The organism is Nocardia sp. NPDC055029 (assembly GCF_053608525.1).
The window spans coordinates 1-16724 of the sequence record NZ_JBSGVQ010000069.1 but is presented as its reverse complement, the minus strand read 5'-3'; the positions used below and the strand labels follow the sequence as shown (position 1 = coordinate 16724).

15 protein-coding genes are annotated in these 16724 nt (G+C 69.5%); 3 read left to right on the top strand and 12 right to left on the bottom strand.

Annotation, left to right across the window (positions count from 1 at the left end; genetic code table 11):
- The 5 genes from dmpG to ACWF9G_RS33700 all read right to left on the bottom strand — a co-directional run.
- The coding region (dmpG, locus tag ACWF9G_RS33720) for a 4-hydroxy-2-oxovalerate aldolase (RefSeq protein ID WP_452520239.1) at positions 1 to 614 on the bottom strand (614 nt) is incomplete at its 3' end.
- A 12-nt stretch (positions 615 to 626) separates the two neighbouring features.
- Positions 627 to 1532, bottom strand: coding sequence for an acetaldehyde dehydrogenase (acetylating) (locus tag ACWF9G_RS33715; protein ID WP_452520237.1), 906 nt, complete (start codon positions 1530 to 1532; stop codon positions 627 to 629).
- Positions 1533 to 1556: 24 nt separating this feature from the next.
- Positions 1557 to 2342 (bottom strand): 2-keto-4-pentenoate hydratase, encoded by a 786-nt coding sequence (locus tag ACWF9G_RS33710; protein ID WP_452520235.1) that lies wholly within the window; start codon positions 2340 to 2342, stop codon positions 1557 to 1559.
- A complete protein-coding gene (locus ACWF9G_RS33705) occupies positions 2336 to 3838 on the bottom strand; it encodes an MDR family MFS transporter (protein ID WP_452520233.1) in 1503 nt (500 codons plus the stop codon). Before ACWF9G_RS33705 ends, ACWF9G_RS33710 begins: the two co-directional genes overlap by 7 nt.
- A 14-nt stretch (positions 3839 to 3852) precedes the next feature.
- On the bottom strand, positions 3853 to 4908 hold the full coding sequence (locus ACWF9G_RS33700) for a 2Fe-2S iron-sulfur cluster-binding protein (protein WP_452520231.1): 1056 nt from the start codon (positions 4906 to 4908) through the stop codon (positions 3853 to 3855).
- A 191-nt stretch (positions 4909 to 5099) separates the two neighbouring features.
- On the opposite strand from ACWF9G_RS33700, the gene ACWF9G_RS33695 reads away from it, so the two are divergent.
- Together ACWF9G_RS33695 and ACWF9G_RS33690 are read left to right on the top strand one after the other, a co-directional pair.
- Positions 5100 to 5897, top strand: coding sequence for a mycofactocin-coupled SDR family oxidoreductase (locus tag ACWF9G_RS33695; RefSeq protein ID WP_452520229.1), 798 nt, complete (start codon positions 5100 to 5102; stop codon positions 5895 to 5897).
- 1 nt (position 5898) lies between these two features.
- Complete coding sequence (locus tag ACWF9G_RS33690; protein ID WP_452520227.1) at positions 5899 to 6726, top strand: mycofactocin-coupled SDR family oxidoreductase; 828 nt, start codon at positions 5899 to 5901, stop codon at positions 6724 to 6726.
- 102 nt (positions 6727 to 6828) lie between these two features.
- On the opposite strand, the gene helR is transcribed toward ACWF9G_RS33690, so the two are convergent.
- From helR to ACWF9G_RS33655, 7 genes are all read right to left on the bottom strand, one after another.
- Positions 6829 to 9018, bottom strand: coding sequence for an RNA polymerase recycling motor ATPase HelR (gene helR, locus ACWF9G_RS33685; RefSeq protein ID WP_452520225.1), 2190 nt, complete (start codon positions 9016 to 9018; stop codon positions 6829 to 6831).
- A 197-nt stretch (positions 9019 to 9215) separates the two neighbouring features.
- The gene (locus ACWF9G_RS33680) at positions 9216 to 10091 is read right to left on the bottom strand and encodes an alpha/beta fold hydrolase (RefSeq protein ID WP_452520224.1); all 876 of its coding nucleotides are present in this window, start codon (positions 10089 to 10091) and stop codon (positions 9216 to 9218) included.
- On the bottom strand, positions 10088 to 10879 hold the full coding sequence (locus ACWF9G_RS33675) for an SDR family NAD(P)-dependent oxidoreductase (RefSeq protein WP_379311324.1): 792 nt from the start codon (positions 10877 to 10879) through the stop codon (positions 10088 to 10090). The genes ACWF9G_RS33680 and ACWF9G_RS33675 overlap by 4 nt, the downstream gene beginning before the upstream one ends.
- A gap of 24 nt (positions 10880 to 10903) precedes the next feature.
- Positions 10904 to 11161 carry a hypothetical protein gene (locus ACWF9G_RS33670; RefSeq protein ID WP_379311323.1) on the bottom strand — a complete coding sequence of 86 codons (258 nt, stop codon included), beginning with the start codon at positions 11159 to 11161 and terminating at the stop codon, positions 10904 to 10906.
- Between the two features lie 10 nt (positions 11162 to 11171).
- Positions 11172 to 12833, bottom strand: a complete 1662-nt coding sequence (locus ACWF9G_RS33665) for an FAD-binding protein (RefSeq protein WP_452520222.1) — start codon at positions 12831 to 12833, stop codon at positions 11172 to 11174.
- Between the two features lie 12 nt (positions 12834 to 12845).
- Positions 12846 to 13217, bottom strand: a complete 372-nt coding sequence (locus tag ACWF9G_RS33660) for a nuclear transport factor 2 family protein (RefSeq protein ID WP_452520220.1) — start codon at positions 13215 to 13217, stop codon at positions 12846 to 12848.
- Between the two features lie 106 nt (positions 13218 to 13323).
- Positions 13324 to 14859 carry an FAD-binding protein gene (locus tag ACWF9G_RS33655; protein WP_452520241.1) on the bottom strand — a complete coding sequence of 512 codons (1536 nt, stop codon included), beginning with the start codon at positions 14857 to 14859 and terminating at the stop codon, positions 13324 to 13326.
- Between the two features lie 196 nt (positions 14860 to 15055).
- Between ACWF9G_RS33655 and ACWF9G_RS33650 the strand changes: the two genes are divergently transcribed.
- Complete coding sequence (locus ACWF9G_RS33650; protein WP_452520218.1) at positions 15056 to 16687, top strand: flavin-containing monooxygenase; 1632 nt, start codon at positions 15056 to 15058, stop codon at positions 16685 to 16687.
- Positions 16688 to 16724 lie beyond the last annotated feature (37 nt).

Here is a 16724-nt window from a genome sequence, read left to right as displayed (position 1 = left end):
AGATTCTCGTGGCCGTGGAAACCCACCTGCGCGTCGGTGCCGAGCTCGGCGACGAGCGCGGACACCCGGTCCGAGACCTGTTCCAGGACAAGGGCGCCCGCGGAGTCGACGACATAGACGCACTGGCAGCCAGCGTCGGCCATGATGCGGGCCTGCTCGGCCAGGAATTCCGGGGGCTGGGTGTGCGACATCATCAGGAAGCCGACGGTTTCCAGGCCGAGCTCGCGGGCCGCGGTGAAGTGCTGCACGGACACATCGGCTTCGGTGCAGTGCGTCGCCACGCGGCAGATCGACGCCCCGTTGCCCTGTGCGATCTTGATGTCTTCCTTGATGCCGACTCCCGGCAGCATGAGGAAGGCGATCTTGGCGTTCTTCGCTGTTTCCGCGGCGGCCTTGATCAGTTCCTGCTCAGGGGTTTTCGAGAACCCGTAGTTGAACGAGGAACCGCCGAGGCCGTCACCGTGGGTGACTTCGATGACCGGCACGCCCGCGCCGTCGAGGGCGGCGACGATGTCGCGGACCTCGGTCGCGGTGAACTGATGCCGCTTGTGGTGGGAACCGTCACGCAGGGAAGTGTCGGTAACTCGGATGTCGAGATCAGCTGAGTAAACCATGATGTGAGCTCCTTACACCCGAGCCGAGATGATCTGGTCGGCCAGCACGTCACCCACGCGGGTGGCGGCGGCGGTCATGATGTCGAGATTGCCCGCGTACGGGGGCAGGAAGTCGCCGGCGCCCTCGACCTCGACGAAGATCGACACCTTCGCCATGCCACCGGAGATCACCGACGGTTCGTCGAACTGGGGATCGTTGAGCAGCCGGTAGCCGGGCACGTACTCCTGGATCGACTTCTCCATGCGAAAGATGCTCTCGGCGATGGCATCGCGATCGGCGTCCTCGGGAATGGCGCAGAAGATGGTGTCGCGCATGATCATCGGCGGCTCGGCCGGGTTCAGGATGATGATGGCCTTGCCCCGCTGCGCGCCGCCGATGGTCTCGACGCCTTTGGAGGTGGTTTTGGTGAACTCGTCGATGTTCGCGCGGGTTCCCGGTCCGGCCGAGACCGAGGACACCGACGCCACGATCTCGGCATACTGCACCGGCACGACCCGCGACACGGCCGCGACCATGGGAATGGTGGCCTGGCCACCACAGGTGATCATGTTGACGTTCGGGGCGTCGCGCAGCGTATCCAGGTTCACCGGGGGGATCACGGCCGGGCCGACCGCGGCCGGGGTGAGGTCGACGGCGCGGATGCCGGCGGCTTCGTATTTCGGCGCGTACGCGCGGTGGACGTAGGCGGAGGTGGCCTCGAACAGCAGATCCGGCTTCTCGTCGAGGGCGAGTAGCCAGTCCGCGCCCTCGGCGGAGGTTTCCAGACCCAGCCCGCGTGCCCGCTTGAGCCCTTCCGAATCAGGGTCGATGCCGATCATCCAGCGCGGCTCGATCTTGTCCGAGCGCAGCAGCTTGTAGAGCAGATCGGTGCTGATGTTGCCGGACCCCACGATCGCGGCGGTGACTTTGCTGGTCACGGTGTACTCCTTGGGAAGTCTGGTTCAGCGGAAACGCAAACGGACGGAACCGAGTCCGGTGAACTCGGCGAGGAAGTCGTCACCGGGGCGGGCGTCGATGGCGCGGGTGCAGGAACCGGGCAGCACGATGTCGCCCTTGCGCAACCGCACCCCGAAGGTCGCGACCTTGCGCGCCAGCCACGCGACCGCGATCACCGGATCACCGAGGACGGCGTCGCTGCGGCCCTCGGCGATGACCTCGCCGTTGCGGGTGAGCACGGCGTCGATGGCTTTGATGTCGATGTCGGCGGGTGCGACGCGCTGCTTGCCGAGTACGAAACCGGCCGAGGAGGCGTTGTCGGAGATGGTGTCGGTCAGCCCGATCTTCCAGTCTTTGATACGCGAGTCGATGAGTTCGATCGAGGGCGCGTAGGCGAGGGTCGCGGCCAGCACGTCGGCCTCGGTGCAGTCTTCGCCGGGCAGGTCGGCGCCGAGCACGAACCCGACCTCGACCTCCACGCGCGGCAGCAGGTACTTGGCGGTGTCGACCGGGACGTCCTCGAAGACCTCCATCTCGGCGAGCAGGTGACCGTAGTCGGGCTCGTCGACACCCATCATCTCCTGCATCGCCTTCGACGACAGCCCGACCTTGTGGCCGACGACCTTCCCGCCGTCATCCAGCTTGCCCCGGATATTGAGGAGCTGGATCTCGTACGCGTCGACCACGTCGATGCCCGGATACCGGTCGGCGATGGGGGACACGGCCACCCGATCCTGCTCCGCTCGCGCCAGTTCGGCGGCGAGCTCGGCGCGCATGCTGGTTGTCAGCATCCTGGCTCCCTCTTCTCGTCTGGTGATGCCACCCCATGCTCGTGCTCGAGACGGCGCAGCGGGCCCGCCCTTCCCGCTGGATGGGCAGGAAAATGCGCGGCGCGGCCGGGAATCGCCGCGCACGCCGCCACCAGCACGACGGTCATCGCCGCGATGGTGGCGAACACCAGGTGCACGGCGGCCGACAGCGTCTGCGGCGACGGCGCGTCCGCACTCCCGAGGCGCGCGTTGACGATCGCACCGAACACGGCGACCCCCACCGCGCTGCCCAGCGACCGCGCGAACATGTTCGCCGAGGTGACGACTCCGCGCTCGGTCCACTCCGCGCTCGTCTGTGCCGCGATGAGCGTGGGCGTCGCCACCAAGCCCATGCCGGCGCCGACCACGAAACACGAGACGGCGACCTGCCACAGCTCGGAGTTCTCGTCGAGCAGCAGTGTCGTCGCCGCACCGATCGCCGCGACGGAACTGCCGAGCACCGCGCAGGTGCGGAACCCGAAGCGCAGGTACACCTTTCCCGCCCTGGCCGCGGCCAAGGGCCAGCCGAGAGTGAGCGCACCGGTGACGACCCCGGCGACCAGCGCGCTGGAGCCGAGCACGCCCTGATTGAACATCGGCACATAGGTCGTGAACCCGAACAGCAGCGCCCCACCGAGCATGGCGGCGACACTGCTCGCGATCACCACCCGCCGGGTGAACACCCACAGCGGCAGAATCGGCCGCACGGCCCGCGATTCCACCACTACGAACAGCGTGAGCGACAGCGCGGCGCAGGCGAAGACGGCCAGGCCTGCCGGAGAACCCCACGCCCAGGTGCGGCCACCTTCGAGCAGGCCGAGGACGAGCGCCCCCGCGCCGAGCGTCAGCAGCAGCGCGCCCGCGTAGTCGACGCTACGGTGCCGCCGGGGCACCGACTCGGGGAAATTGCGGGCGAGCATCCAGGCGGCGAGCACGGCCAGCGGCAGGTTTGCCAGGAAGATCCACCGCCAGCCGAGATAGTCGGCGCAGAGGCCGCCGAGCAGCGGACCCGTCACCGACGCCACCGCCCACACCCCGGCCAGATAGCCCTGGACCGTGGCGCGTTCGGCCAGCGTGTACAGATCACCCGCGATGACCATGGTCGTCGGCTGGATGGCCCCGGCGCCGATGCCCTGGACGGCACGGAAAACGATCAGCGCGAGCATGCTGCTCGCGAGACCGCACAGCAGCGAACCGAGCGCGAAGACCACGATGCCGAACAGCATCACCGGCTTACGGCCGAAGGTGTCGGCGAGTGCGCCGTAGATCGGCACCGTCACCGCCTGGGCGAGCAGGTAGCTCGTGAACAGCCAGGGGAACAGCCCGAAGTCGCCGAGGTTGTCGGTGATCGACAGGACCGCGGTCGCCAGGATCGTCGAATCGAGCGCGACGAGTCCGGTGGCGAGCATCAGCGAGGCGAGCACGGGGCCACGGTCCGAGCCGAACCCGACCTCGGATCGGGCGGTATCGGTTGCCACAGAACACCTCTCGGTCAGAAGCGGATGCGGACCTTGTCCGTGCACGGACGGGCCTGGCAGGCCAGGGCGTAGCCCGCGTCGATGTCCTCCTGATCGAGGATCGCGGCATTGGCCATGCTGACCTCGCCGTCGACGACGGTGCACGCGCACGAACCGCATTCGCCTTCGCGGCAGGAGTAGGGGACATCGAGGCCGTCGGCCAGCATCACGTCGACGAGGGTGCGCGAGCGCGGCCAGCTCAGGGCGTGCACGGTGCCGTCGAGTTCCACCTCGACGTGGGCCGCGTCGTCGGTGTCAGCGGGATCGAGCGGCTCCGGCTCGGCGAACGGATCACCCGACAGCGAGACGAACACCTCGGTGGTGACGCGCTCGCGCGGCCACCCGGCACCGGCCAGCGCGTCGGTCACCGCCGACATGAACGGGCCAGGCCCGCACACGAACGACTCGTAGGTCGCATACGGGGCGGCGAACTGCGCCAGCTGGGCGGTGCTCGGCAGGCCCTGCAGCGATTCGAGCCAGTGCACCACGCTCACCCGGCCCGGATACCGGGCGGCGAGCTCGCGCAGGGCCTCGGCGAAGATGACCGACTCCTGCTCGCGATTGGCGTAGAACAGCACCACCCGGCCCGAACCGCGTGCCAGGGCCGACCGCAGGATCGACATCACCGGGGTGATGCCGCTACCCGCCGCCCACAGCAGCAGATCGGTGTCGAGGGAGGCCGGGGTGAAGGTGCCCAGCGGGGGCAGCACATCGAGGGTGTCGCCGACGGAGATGTTGTCGCACAGCCAGTTCGAGCCGTAGCCGCCGGGCGTGCGCTTGACCGTCACCTGCGGCGCTTCCCCGGTGAACGGCGAGCTCGCCAGTGAATAGCAGCGCGCGACCGGTCCGGTCCGCTCGCTCGGAATGCGCAGCGTGAGGAACTGGCCGGGCCGGTAGGCGAACCGGTCGGCGGCGTGGTCGGGCACGTCGAACACGAGCGTGCGCGCGTCCGCGGTCTCCTCGATCACGGCCGCCACGCGCAGCGTCACCACCCGCGAGCCACGCGGTACGTCGACAGTCGCCCTCGTCACTGGTGTCCTCCTCGATCACAGAGCCGGTGTGCGGGGCTACCGTCGCAGTTCTGCGGGGTCCCGTGGCCCGTGGCTCCCGGTGGACGGGAGATCGCCGCGCACTGCCCACTGACCGGGAAGACCAGGGCGGACGCGCCGGGCGGCGACCCTAGCGTCGGCCTCGTGGACACTCGACCTCCCGGGGGCGCCCGATGAACCGCATGCAGAACACCGTCGCGCTGGTGACCGGCGCGGCCGGCGGGATGGGCCGCGCCCATTGCCGCCGCCTGGCCGAGGAAGGCGCCGACATCATCGCCGTCGACATCGAGCCCGCGGCCGCCGCACTGGCGCAGACCGCGGCGGAGGTCGAGGCAACGGGCCGCCTGTGCGTGACCGCGGTGGCCGACGTGCGCGACCAGGCGTCGCTGGACGTGGCCGTCGCCGACGGGATCGCCGCGCTGGGCCGCCTCGATGTGATCGTGGCCAATGCCGGGATCTACAGCGATCTCGGCCTGTCCTGGGAGCTGTCGGACGACGCCTGGCAGCGCACCATGGATATCAATCTCACCGGCATGTGGCACACGGTGCGTGCCGGTGTCCCGGCGCTGAGCGACGGCGGCTCGATCGTGATCGTCAGCTCCACCAACGGCATCACCGGCGCGGCCACCGCCTCGCACTATTCGGCGAGCAAGCACGCCGTGGTCGGGCTCGCCCGGACCCTGGCCAACGAACTCGGCCCGCGTGGGATCCGGGTCAACACGGTGCATCCCGGCTCGGTGGCGACGCCGATGATCCTCAACGACACGGTGTACGCCAAACTCCGGCCCGACCTGCCGAACCCGACCCAGCAGGACGCGGCCGAGGCGCTGGCCGCCCGCACGCTGCTGCCGGTGCCGTGGGTGGATCCGGTCGACATCAGCAATGCCGTGCTCTTCCTCGCATCCGACGAGTCCCGTTACGTGACGGGAACCCAGCTCGTGGTGGATGCCGGACTGACTCAGAAGGTGTGACATGGGACGGGTTTCGGGCAAGATCGCCCTCATCACCGGCGCCGCGCGCGGCATCGGCCGCGCCCAGGCGATCCGGCTGGCCGAGGAGGGCGCCGACATCATCGCGGTCGACATCTGCGGGCCGGTCGAGACTGTCGTGTCGCCCGGCGCGACCCACGACGACCTCGCCGAGACCGTGCGCGCGGTCGAGGCGACGGGCGCGCGGATCGTCGCCGCGACAGTCGATGTCCGCGACGGCGCGGCACTGCGCGGCGCCGTCGACGCCGGTGTCGCGGAACTGGGCGGCCTCGACATCGTCTGCGCCACCGCCGGAATCAGCTCCAGCGGCGGCGCGCTCGACCTCACCGAGCAGCAGTGGCACACCATGATCGACGTCAACCTGACCGGTGTGTGGCAGACCTGCAAGGCCGCCACCCCGCACCTGATCAGCCGTGGCGGCGGCGCGATGATCCTGACCAGCTCGATCGCCGGTCTGCGCGGACTGGTCGGCGTCGCGCATTACACCGCCGCCAAACACGGGGTGGTCGGGCTGATGCGCTCACTCGCCAAGGAACTCGCCCCGCATCATGTCCGGGTGAACTCGGTCCATCCGACCAATGTCGACACCCCGATGATCCAGAACGACATGGTGCGCAAGGTGTTCCGGCCCGACCGCGAACATCCCACCCGCGAGGAATTCGCGGAGGCGGCCGTGTCGATGAACATGCTCCCGATCCCGTGGGTCGAACCGGTCGACATCGCCAACGCGGCGCTGTTCCTGGCCTCGGACGAGGGCCGCTACATCACCGCGGTGACGCTGCCCATCGACGCGGGCAGCACCCAGCGCTGACGCGGCGACGACGCGCGGGCTGCCGATCGGCAGCCCGCGCGGGCGTCGGCGCGCCGGCACGGGCGCCGACGCGTCGGCCAGGGCAGTGCGGCGCGTGTGGCGTCAGCGCGCCGAAACAGGAGTCGGCGCGTCGGCCAGTTCGCGTAGCGCCTGCGGCAACTCGCCGTGATGCAGCACGCCGAGGCGCTGGGTGGCGCGGGTGAGTGCGACATACAGTTCGGCCGCACCGCGTGGCCCGTCTGCGAGGATCCGTTCCGGTTCCACCACCAGCACCGCGTCGTATTCGAGGCCTTTGGTCTCCGACGCGGCAACCGTGCCCGGCACATCCGGCGGCCCGATCACGATGCTGGTGCCCTCGCGCTCTGCTTCGTCCCGCACGAATTCCGCGATGGCCGTGGACAAGTCCGCCGGATCGACGCGCCGGGCCCACGGCCGCACTCCGCACGCGCGGACCGATTCCGGTGGCGTGACCTCCGGCGCGAACTCGGCGAGGACCGCCCCCGCGACGGCCATGATCTCGGCGGGGGTGCGGTAGTTCACCGTCAGCGCGCGGTAGACCCAGCGGCCGGGGACGTAGGGCTCCATCATGGTGGCCCACGATGTCGCGCCCGCCGCCGAGCGGCGCTGGGCGAGATCGCCCACCACGGTGAACGACTTGCCGGGGCAGCGCCGCATCAGCACCCGCCAGTCCATCTCCGACAATTCCTGCGCCTCGTCGACCACGACGTGCCGATAGGTCCAATCCCGTTCCGCGGCAGCGCGTTCGGCGAGTTCCCTGGTGTCGCGCTCCAGGAAACGTTCGGCCAGGTCCTCGCCGAAGAGCATGTCCTTGGCGAAGAGGTGATCCTCGTCGTCCATGTGGTCTTCCCGGCTGACCATGGTGTCCTCGAGCACCCGCGCGGCGTAGGCGGCCTCGGCCTTGCGTTCCCGCTCGGCGGTGTCGTCGACGGGCTTGTGCCGGCCGAGCAGGTCGACGAGTTCGTCGAGCAGCGCGACATCCGACACTGTCCAGGCGTCGCCATCGGCGCGGTACAGCGACTCGTGGGCACCGGCGGCGCGCAACCGTTCCGGTGACGAATACAGCTGGGCGAGGAAGGTTTCCGGGGTCAGGATCGGCCAGAGCTCGTCCAGGGCCGCGGTGAACGCCTCGTTCTCGGCGAGTTCGGCGATCAGATCGGTCCGCAGCTGTTCCCACGCCTCGCGGTCGTCGCGGGTGAGCCAGCCCTTCCCGATCCGGCCGATGGCCCGCTCGGTGAGCACATAGGTGACGATCTCGCGGAACACCTCCCGCGCCTCGTTGTGTGGCCGCCCGCTTGCGCGTGCTTCCTCGGTCGCCCACTGCGCGGTCTCGGCGTCGATGCGCACGGTGACATCCGCGAGCTCGATCGGCACCGGATCCACCGGCAGCCGCTGCCGATCGGCGACGGCGGCCGCGAGCACGTCGAGGATTCGCAGGGATCCCTTGTGCCGCGCGGCTTCTGGAGCGTCCTCCGCGGTGACGTGCAGCCCGGGCAGCAGATCGCCCGCGGTCGTGAACACCACATTGGTCTCGCCCAGCGACGGCAGCACATGCGCGATGTGGTTCAGGAAGGCCGGATTCGGGCCGACCACCAGCACACCCTGGCGTTCCATCCGTTCGCGCTGGGTGTAGAGCAGATACGCGACGCGATGCAGGGCCACCACGGTCTTGCCGGTGCCTGGCCCGCCCTCGATGACGAGCACGCCAGGGTGATCGAGCCGGATGATCTCGTCCTGCTCGGCCTGGATCGTCGCGACGATGTCGCGCATGCCCGCACCGCGCGGTGCGTTGACCGCCGCGAGCAGGGCCGCGTCGCCCCGCTCGTCACCATCGGGCCTGCCGAGCACCTCGTCGGTGAAGTCGGTCACCTGCCGCCCGCGCGTGTGGAATTGGCGGCGCCTGCGCATGTCCTCCGGCGTCGCGGCGGTCGCGACATAGAACGCGCGCGCCGCCGGCGCCCGCCAGTCCAGCAGCAGCGGCTCGAACTCGTTCGCCTCGTCGAACAGGCCGATCCGGCCGATGTAGGAGGCCTCGCCGGAGAGGGAGTCGAGCCGGCCGAAGCACAGCCCGTTGTCGGCCACATCCAGCCGTTTGGCCTGCCTGCCCAGCGCACGCACCTCGAAGTCGCGTTCCATCGCCGAGACGCCCTTGCCGCGCAGCGCCGCGCTGTAGCGGCCCTTCACCCGGGTGCGCTCGGCATCGAGCTTCGCGTACAGCCCGTCCACATAGTTCTGCTCGGACCGCAGTTCGTCCTGATATCCCTGAGTTGACACATGCCCTCACTTTCCCGGTTCGCCGATCCCGGCGGAGCGCGTCGTTCACTCCCATTTCCGCAGCTTCTGGCTTCGGCCGACGATTATGCGGCACACAGGGGGCCTTGCGGCAAGGCCCCCTGTGCGCTATATGTTGGAAAGGGAAGAGAGTGAGGACTCCTCCTTCCCGCGTCACAGGGGGCCGGTAGAACCGTCGATCACACCGTCCGGTCGACATCCTTGCGGGTCAAGAACGCCAGCACCGCCGACTCGAACTCGTCCTTGCGCTCGATCATCGCCCAGTGCCCGCAGTTCGGGAACACGTGCAGCTCGGCGCGCGGAATCGTGCGCATCGGGATCAGCGCCATATCCAGCGGGCTCACCCGGTCGTCGCGGCCCCAGGTGATCAGCGTGGGAGCAGCCACCTTGTGCAGCATCGCCCACGGCGGCGGCGCGTCGGAAGCCTCCATGGCCCGCACCATCATCGCGAACGCGGCCTTGCTGTACATCCGCCGCGCGCTGTCCAGGGTGGCCGGATCCGTGGCCTGGGTCCAGCGCTCCTCGATCAGTTCCTCGGTGACCATCGCCGGGTCGTAGACCATCGAGTGCAGCCACTGGACCAACCGCTCCCGGGTGGGTTCCTCGGTGAACTCCTGCAGCAGCTTGATGCCCTCGCCGGGTCCGGGGCTGAAGATATTGCGCCCGATGCCGCCGATCGTCACCAGCTTGCCGACCCGATCCGGGTGCGCGATGGCGTAATTGAGCGCCACCCCGCCACCCATCGAGTTGCCGATGATGTCGACACTGTCGAGGCCGAGCGCGTCGACGAACCGGACGACAGCGTCGAGCGCGGTCACCATCGGGTGACCGCCGAAGTCGTCGCTGACGCCGAAACCGGGGAATTCCAGGACCAGACAACGGAATCGGTCCGCGAAGGTGGCGAGGTTGCCGCGGTAGTTGCGCCACCCGGTGACGCCGGGACCCGACCCGTGCAACAGCAGCAGCGGCGGACCCTCACCCGCCTCGTGATAGCGCAAGACGCCCGCGTCGGTGCGGATCTCGCGCAGGGTGGCCTCGTAGCTCAGCTCGGTCATGCGTGGGTGCCGCCGTCGATGCGGATCTCGGTGCCGGTGATGAAGGCGCCGTCCTCGGAGACCAGCATGGCGATCACGCCGGCCACCGCGGTCGGGTCGCCCATGCCGGCGCCACCGGATTCCAGCCCGGTGGGCAGGACCGGGGACAGCTTGCCGAACAGTGACCAGTCGGCGTCGGCGGGCACGTAACCGCCGGTGGCGTCGGTGATCCCGGACTTGATGCTGCCCGGCGCGACGCAGACCGCGCGCAGGCCCTTGCCACCGTATTCCAGCGCGATGGCATGGGTGAAGGACTGGATGCCGCCCTTGCTCGCCGCGTAGGCCGCCATGTACGGGTGCGCGAACGCCGCCGAGGTGGAACTGAAGTTCACGACGGTAGAACTCTGGTTCGCCAGCAGCGTGGGCAGGGCCTCGCGGACCACCAGGAAGGTGCCGGTGAGGTTGACCCGAATGATCAGGTCCCACAGGTCGAGGGAGGTCTGTTCGGTGTGCGCGGCGCGCAGGATGCCCGCCGCGTTCACCAGCGAGTCCAGGCCGCCGAGGGTCTCGACCGCCGAGCGGACACCGTCGATCACCGACTGCTCGTCGCCGATATCGATGGTCAGCGTGGTGAGCCGGTCGGCGGTGCCGCGTTCGGCTGCCTGCGCCTTGGTGGCGGCCAGGCCGTCGGCCGAGACGTCGGCGCCGACCACCGTGGCGCCCTCGTCGAGCAGCCGCAGCACGGTGGCCTGGCCGATACCGGACGCGGCGCCGGTCACCAGCGTGCGGTGGTCGTCGAGTCTGTTCATGAATTTCTCTCCTTGTCTGTGGGGTCAGCCGAGCCGGCCGGGGACCGGCTCGTGCCGCACCTGATCGGTCGCCAATGCGCCTGCGCGAACAGCGTTCTCGATGGAATCGCGCAGGGCCGGGCAGGTCGGGATCCAGCTGCTGGGCTCGCCGAGCGCGGCGCGGCGGGCGAACTCCGGGCACGCGGACTCGGCGTCGTCGAGCCACTGGATGCTGGTGTGGCTCGGGCTGAACTTCTCGGCCAGCACCTTGTTGCCGCACGTACCGCATTCGACGGGTTGCATGATGGCCTCCTCAGCGCTCGCCCGCGGCGTGCCGCGCGCCGACGTAGCCGAACACCATGGCGGGGCCGATGGTCGCGCCCGCGCCCGCGTAGTCGTTGCCCATCACCGCGGCCGAGGTGTTGCCCGCGGCGTAGAGGCCCGGAATGGGTGTGCCGTCGGCGCGCAGGACCTGGGCGTCGGCGTTGTAGACCAGTCCGCCCTTGGTGCCGAGGTCGCCGATCCGCACCCGCAGCGCGTAGTACGGGCCCTTGTCCAGCACGTCGAGCGCCGGGGTGTCCAGGGTCGGGTCGCCGTAGTAGTTGTCGTAGGCGCTGACGCCGCGGCCGAAGTCGGCGTCGTGACCGTCGCGGGCGAACCCGTTGAATCGGTCGACGGTCTCGCGCAAGGTGGCGACGGGAACACCGATCGCGGCGGCGAGTCCGTCGATGTCCGGCGCGATCTGCACCAGGCCGGTACCCGTCCACGATGCCGGGAACTTCTGGCCCGGCACGAGTCCGCCGATGGGGTAGCGGCTCTTGGCCTTCGCGTCGAAGATCAGCCACGCGGGATCGTGGCTGCCGGCGAGCTGGGCGTGCACGAACGTCACATACGGCGACGCCTCGTTGGTGAAGCGCTTGCCCGTGCTGTCGACGATGATCGAGCGCGGGATCGACCGCTCCGACACCAGCACCTGATTGATGCCGTCGGGCCGCTGGAACGACGGCATCCACCACGCGTCGTCCATCAGATCCACTGCCGCGCCGACCTTCTCACCCGCGACGATGCCGTCACCGGTGTTGTCGGTCGAGGCCGCGCTGAAGTTGTCGCGCCCGCCCTCGGGCAGATAGCGCTTGCGCATGGCCTGATTGTGCTCGAAACCGCCGGTGGCCAGCAGCACGCCGTCGCGCGCCCTGATCCGGATCTCACGGCCGTCGCGTTCGGCGACCACGCCGAGCACCGCGCCCGAGTCGTCGGTGATCAGCGAACGCAGCGGCGTGTTCAGCCACAGCGGCACGCCCGCGTCGCGCAGGGCCAGCCGCAGGCGGGCGATCAGGGCCCGGCCGAGGGTGTCCATGTGCCTGCGCAGCACGATCGCCTTGATCGCCCGCAGACCTGTCAGCAGCGCGGTCCAGCGGGCCTTCCAGGTGCGGGTCACCATGTTGAGCTGGACGAAGTCCTTGGACGTGATGAACAGTCCCGGCGGTGTCGCCAGCGCGGCAGGGCGCAGCAGGTCCTCGTCGTCGCCGAGCTGCTTGAGGTCCACCGGCAGCGGCTCGATGGACCGGCCGGCGGGCCGCCCGCCCGGCGCCTCGGGGTGGTAGTCGGAGTAGCCGGTGCACCACTGGAAACGCAGATGCGGGCTGGTCTCGAGGAAGGCCAGCATGCGCGGGCCCTCGTCGATGAACGCGTCGAGGTTCTCCGTCGGCACCCGGTCGCCGACGACGGCGTCGAGGTAGGCGCGCACGTCGGCGCGGGAATCGCCGAGGCCTTCGCGCAGCAGCACCGGATTGTTGGGCACCCAGATGCCGCCGCCCGACAGCGCGGTGCTGCCGCCGTAGACGTCGGCCTTCTCGATGACGAGGGTGTCGAGCCCGCGGTCGGCGGCGGCGAGCGCGCCGGTCAGCCCGCCCGCGCCGCTGCCGACGACGAGGAAGCCGACTTCGTGATCCCAGTGTTGTTCGGTCGCAGTCATTCTCGCCTCAGCTCAGCCGACGACCATGTCGTCCTGGGACCAGAACGCGCGCATGCTGGTGATGCGGGCGTCCTCGTCGAAGGTCATGACATCGATCGGATCGAGGGTGAACGTCTGGTCGCCGAACTCGGTCACCACGCGGAAGCTGAACGCGGCGCTGTTGCCCGCGACGCGCACGGAGAACAGTTCGGTCGAGCGCTTCATCGGCTCGATGGCCTCGTAGAACTTGGTGATCGCCGCGTGGCCGACGTGCGGTTCGCTGCCGACCGGGTCCTCCACCGTCGCGTCCTCGCGGTAGAGGGCGACGACGTCGGCAGCCGTACCGCTGCCGACGGCCTCCACATATTTGCGCACCGTCGCGCGAATGTCGTCCGCTGAAGCCATCAGTGTTGCTCCTGAAATATCGAGAAGGGGAATATGTGAACGGAACCACACTCGGTGGCCGCCGCGGACGGGTCCCTCCCGGCCAGCGGGAGGGACCCGAGCTCGCTCAGTCGCCGAGGATGTGCCGCACGGCGAGGTGGCTGAACAGCATCGACGCGCCGATCGGGTTGCCGCCGCCGGGGTAGACCTCGCCGCTGACCGCGGCCATGGTGTTGCCCGCGGCGTAGAGGCCGGGGATCGGCGCGCCGTCGCGGCCGAGGACTCGGGCCGCGGTGTCGGTGCGCAGACCGCCCTTGGTGCCGAGATCGGAAATGCCGAACGCGGCCGCGTGGTACGGGCCCTTGTCGATGGTCACCAGCGGCGGTTCACCGCCGGAGAAGGCGCGATCGTAGGCCTCGTCGCCGCGGCCGAAATCCGGGTCGACGCCGGTGGCGACCATGCCGTTGAACCGCTCCACGGTCGCCTCGAGATTCGCCGCGGGCACGCCGATCTTCGCGGCCAGCTCGGCGAGGGTCTCGGCGCTGTGCCACAGGCCGGCGTCGACGTACTTCTGGGTCTCGACCATGGACACGTTGGTGGCCTTGATCGGCGGGACCTCACCCTCCTTGTCGTCGTAGATCATCCAGAACGGCAGGGTCAGCCCGCGGTCGTTCATCTGGCGGATCACGTCGCGGCCGAGCCGGTCATAGGGGGCCGACTCGTTGACGAACCGCTTGCCCTCCTGGTCGACGAAGATGCCGCCGGTGAACCACAGCGCGAACGCCGAGCGCCCGTCCGGATGGGTCAGCCCGGGCGACCACCACGCCTGATCCATGAGGTCGGTGTCGGCGCCGGCCGCGATGCCCGCCTGGTGCGCCAAGCCCTGATTTCCCCAGGGCCCCATGGTGTCTCGTGCCTCGCCGGGCACGCCGTAGTGCTTGCGCAGCTCGTCGTTCTGCTCGAAGCCGCCCGCGGCGAGCACCACACCGCGCCGGGCGCGGATCGCGACCCGGCCGCCGTCGCGTTCGACGATCGCACCGGTCACCACACCGTCTTCGACTACCAGCTCCACCAGCGGCGATTCCAGGTAGAGCTTGGCGTGCGGGTAGGTCGACAGCGCGCGCAGCATGCGCCCGATCAGCGCCTGCCCGCCGATCAGCAGCTCCGGCAGGGGAGCGCCGAGGCGATCGGTGTCGAGCGGTCCGCGCAGCGACTCGCGCAGCTCGCCCAGCTCGGCGGCGGGCAGCGGAGTGGGCATGATGTGGCGCTGCCCGTCGAGCCTGGCCTTGGGCGCCTTACCGAAGTAGTCCGGCCACGGCAGCATCTGGAACTCGAAGTGGTTGTCGGCCTCGAGGTACTCGATGAGGTCGCGACCACGGCGGACATAGGTCTGCTGCAGCTCGTCGGGGGTGCGGTCACCGACGACGGCGCGGTAGTAGGTGAGCGCGTCGTCGATGGTGTCGTCGGTGCCCGCCCGCTCGAGGACGGGGTTGCACGGGAACCACACCCCGCCACCGCCCGAATACGCGGTCGTGCCGCCGAACTTGTCGGTCGCCTCGACCACCGCGACGCTGAGCCCTTCGCGGGCGGCGGTGTAGGCGCCGGCCAGGCCACCGCCCGACCCCGCGACCAGCACATCCACCTCGTCGTTCCAGTCCACCACTGTTTCCTCCTGGTACCACCTCGTAGTGCCGATGACGGTAGGTCCGGTGACGGCGGTCACGCAGCGGAGCATCCCGATCACCGGGAGGCGATCGATGCGAGAACGTGCCGGTCAGCGGGAAGGACACCTGCTCTCGCGGCCCGCGCGTCCTTAGCCTCGCCCGCAGAGAACCGGTCTCCATCGAAAGGTAGGCACTGTGAACCCCGAGACCCCATCGGCACCAGCGAACCGCCCCGCCGACGTCGACGTGGTCGTCGTCGGCGCGGGCATCGCCGGCCTGTACGCCCTGCACCGATTCCGCGGCAGCGGCCTGTCCGTGCGGGTGATCGAGGCAGGCGATGGCGTCGGCGGCGTCTGGTACTGGAACCGCTACCCGGGCGCGCGCTGCGACGTCGAGAGCGTCGACTACTCGTACTCCTTCGACGACGCGCTGCAGCAGGAGTGGAACTGGAGCGAGAAGTACGCCACCCAGCCCGAGATCCTGGCCTACCTCGAGCACGTCGCCGACCGCTACGACCTGCTTCGTGACATCGAGTTCGGCACGCGCGTCACCGATATCGTGCTCGACGAGCAGACCCTGCGCTGGCAGGTCGCCACCGACACCGGGCGCGCGGTCTCGGCCCGGTTCGTGGTGCTGGCCACCGGGCCGCTGTCGAACGCGAACACCCCGGCCATCGACGGCCTCGAGACGTTCGCGGGTCAGACCCTGCACACCTCGCACTGGCCGCACGAGGGCGTCGACCTCACCGGGCAGCGGGTGGGCGTCATCGGCACCGGATCCTCCGGCATCCAGACGATCCCGTGCCTGGCCGAGCAGGCCGGGCAGCTGCACGTCTTCCAGCGCACCGCCAATTACAGTGTGCCCGCCGGTAATACACCGCTGAGCGAGGAGGAACGGCAGGCGCAGAAGGCGAACTACCCCGAGCGCAGACGGTTGTCGATGGCCAGTGGCGGCGGTTCCCCGCACCAGGCGCACCCGCGGTCCGCGCTCGAGGTGAGCGAACAGGAACTGCGCGAGGCCTACGAGAAGCGCTGGGCGCTGGGCGGTGTGCTGTTCAGCAAGACCTTCCCCGACCAGCTGGTCACCCTGCCCGCCAACGACACCGCCCGGCTGTTCTGGGAGGAGAAGGTGCGTGCCGTGATCGACGACCAGCGGGTGGCCGACCTGCTGGTCCCGCGCGATCACCCGATCGGCACCAAGCGCATCTGCACCGACACGAACTACTACCAGACCTACAACCGCGACAATGTCGAGCTCGTCGACCTGCGGGCGACACCGATCACCCGCGTCGACGCGGCGGGCGTGCACACCAGCGACGCGCACTACCCGATCGACACCCTGGTGCTGGCCACCGGATTCGACGCGATGACCGGATCGGTGTCGCGGATGAACATCGTCGGCCGCGGCGGCGAATCGCTCAACGAGGCGTGGCGGGAAGGCCCGAAGACCTATCTGGGACTGGGGATGACGGGCTTCCCCAACCTGTTCAACCTGACCGGCCCCGGCAGTCCCTCGGTGCTGGCGAACATGGTGCTGCACTCGGAACTGCACGTCGACTGGGTGGCCGCGGCCATCGCCTTCCTCGACAGCAGCGGAGCGACGGCGCTCGAGGCGCGGCCGGACGCGGTGGCCGACTGGGTCCGCGAGTGCGCGACCCGGGCGGCGGGAACGCTGATGACCCAGGCGAATTCGTGGTACCTGGGCGCGAACATCGAGGGCAGGCCGCGGGTGTTCATGCCCTTCGTCGGCGGATTCGGCGTGTACGGCGAGATCATCGCCGAGGTCGCGGCCGCCGGATACAAGGGCTTCGACGTCATCGAGGCGTGAGACACACGACGACGGGGTGGTCCGATCTGATCGGACC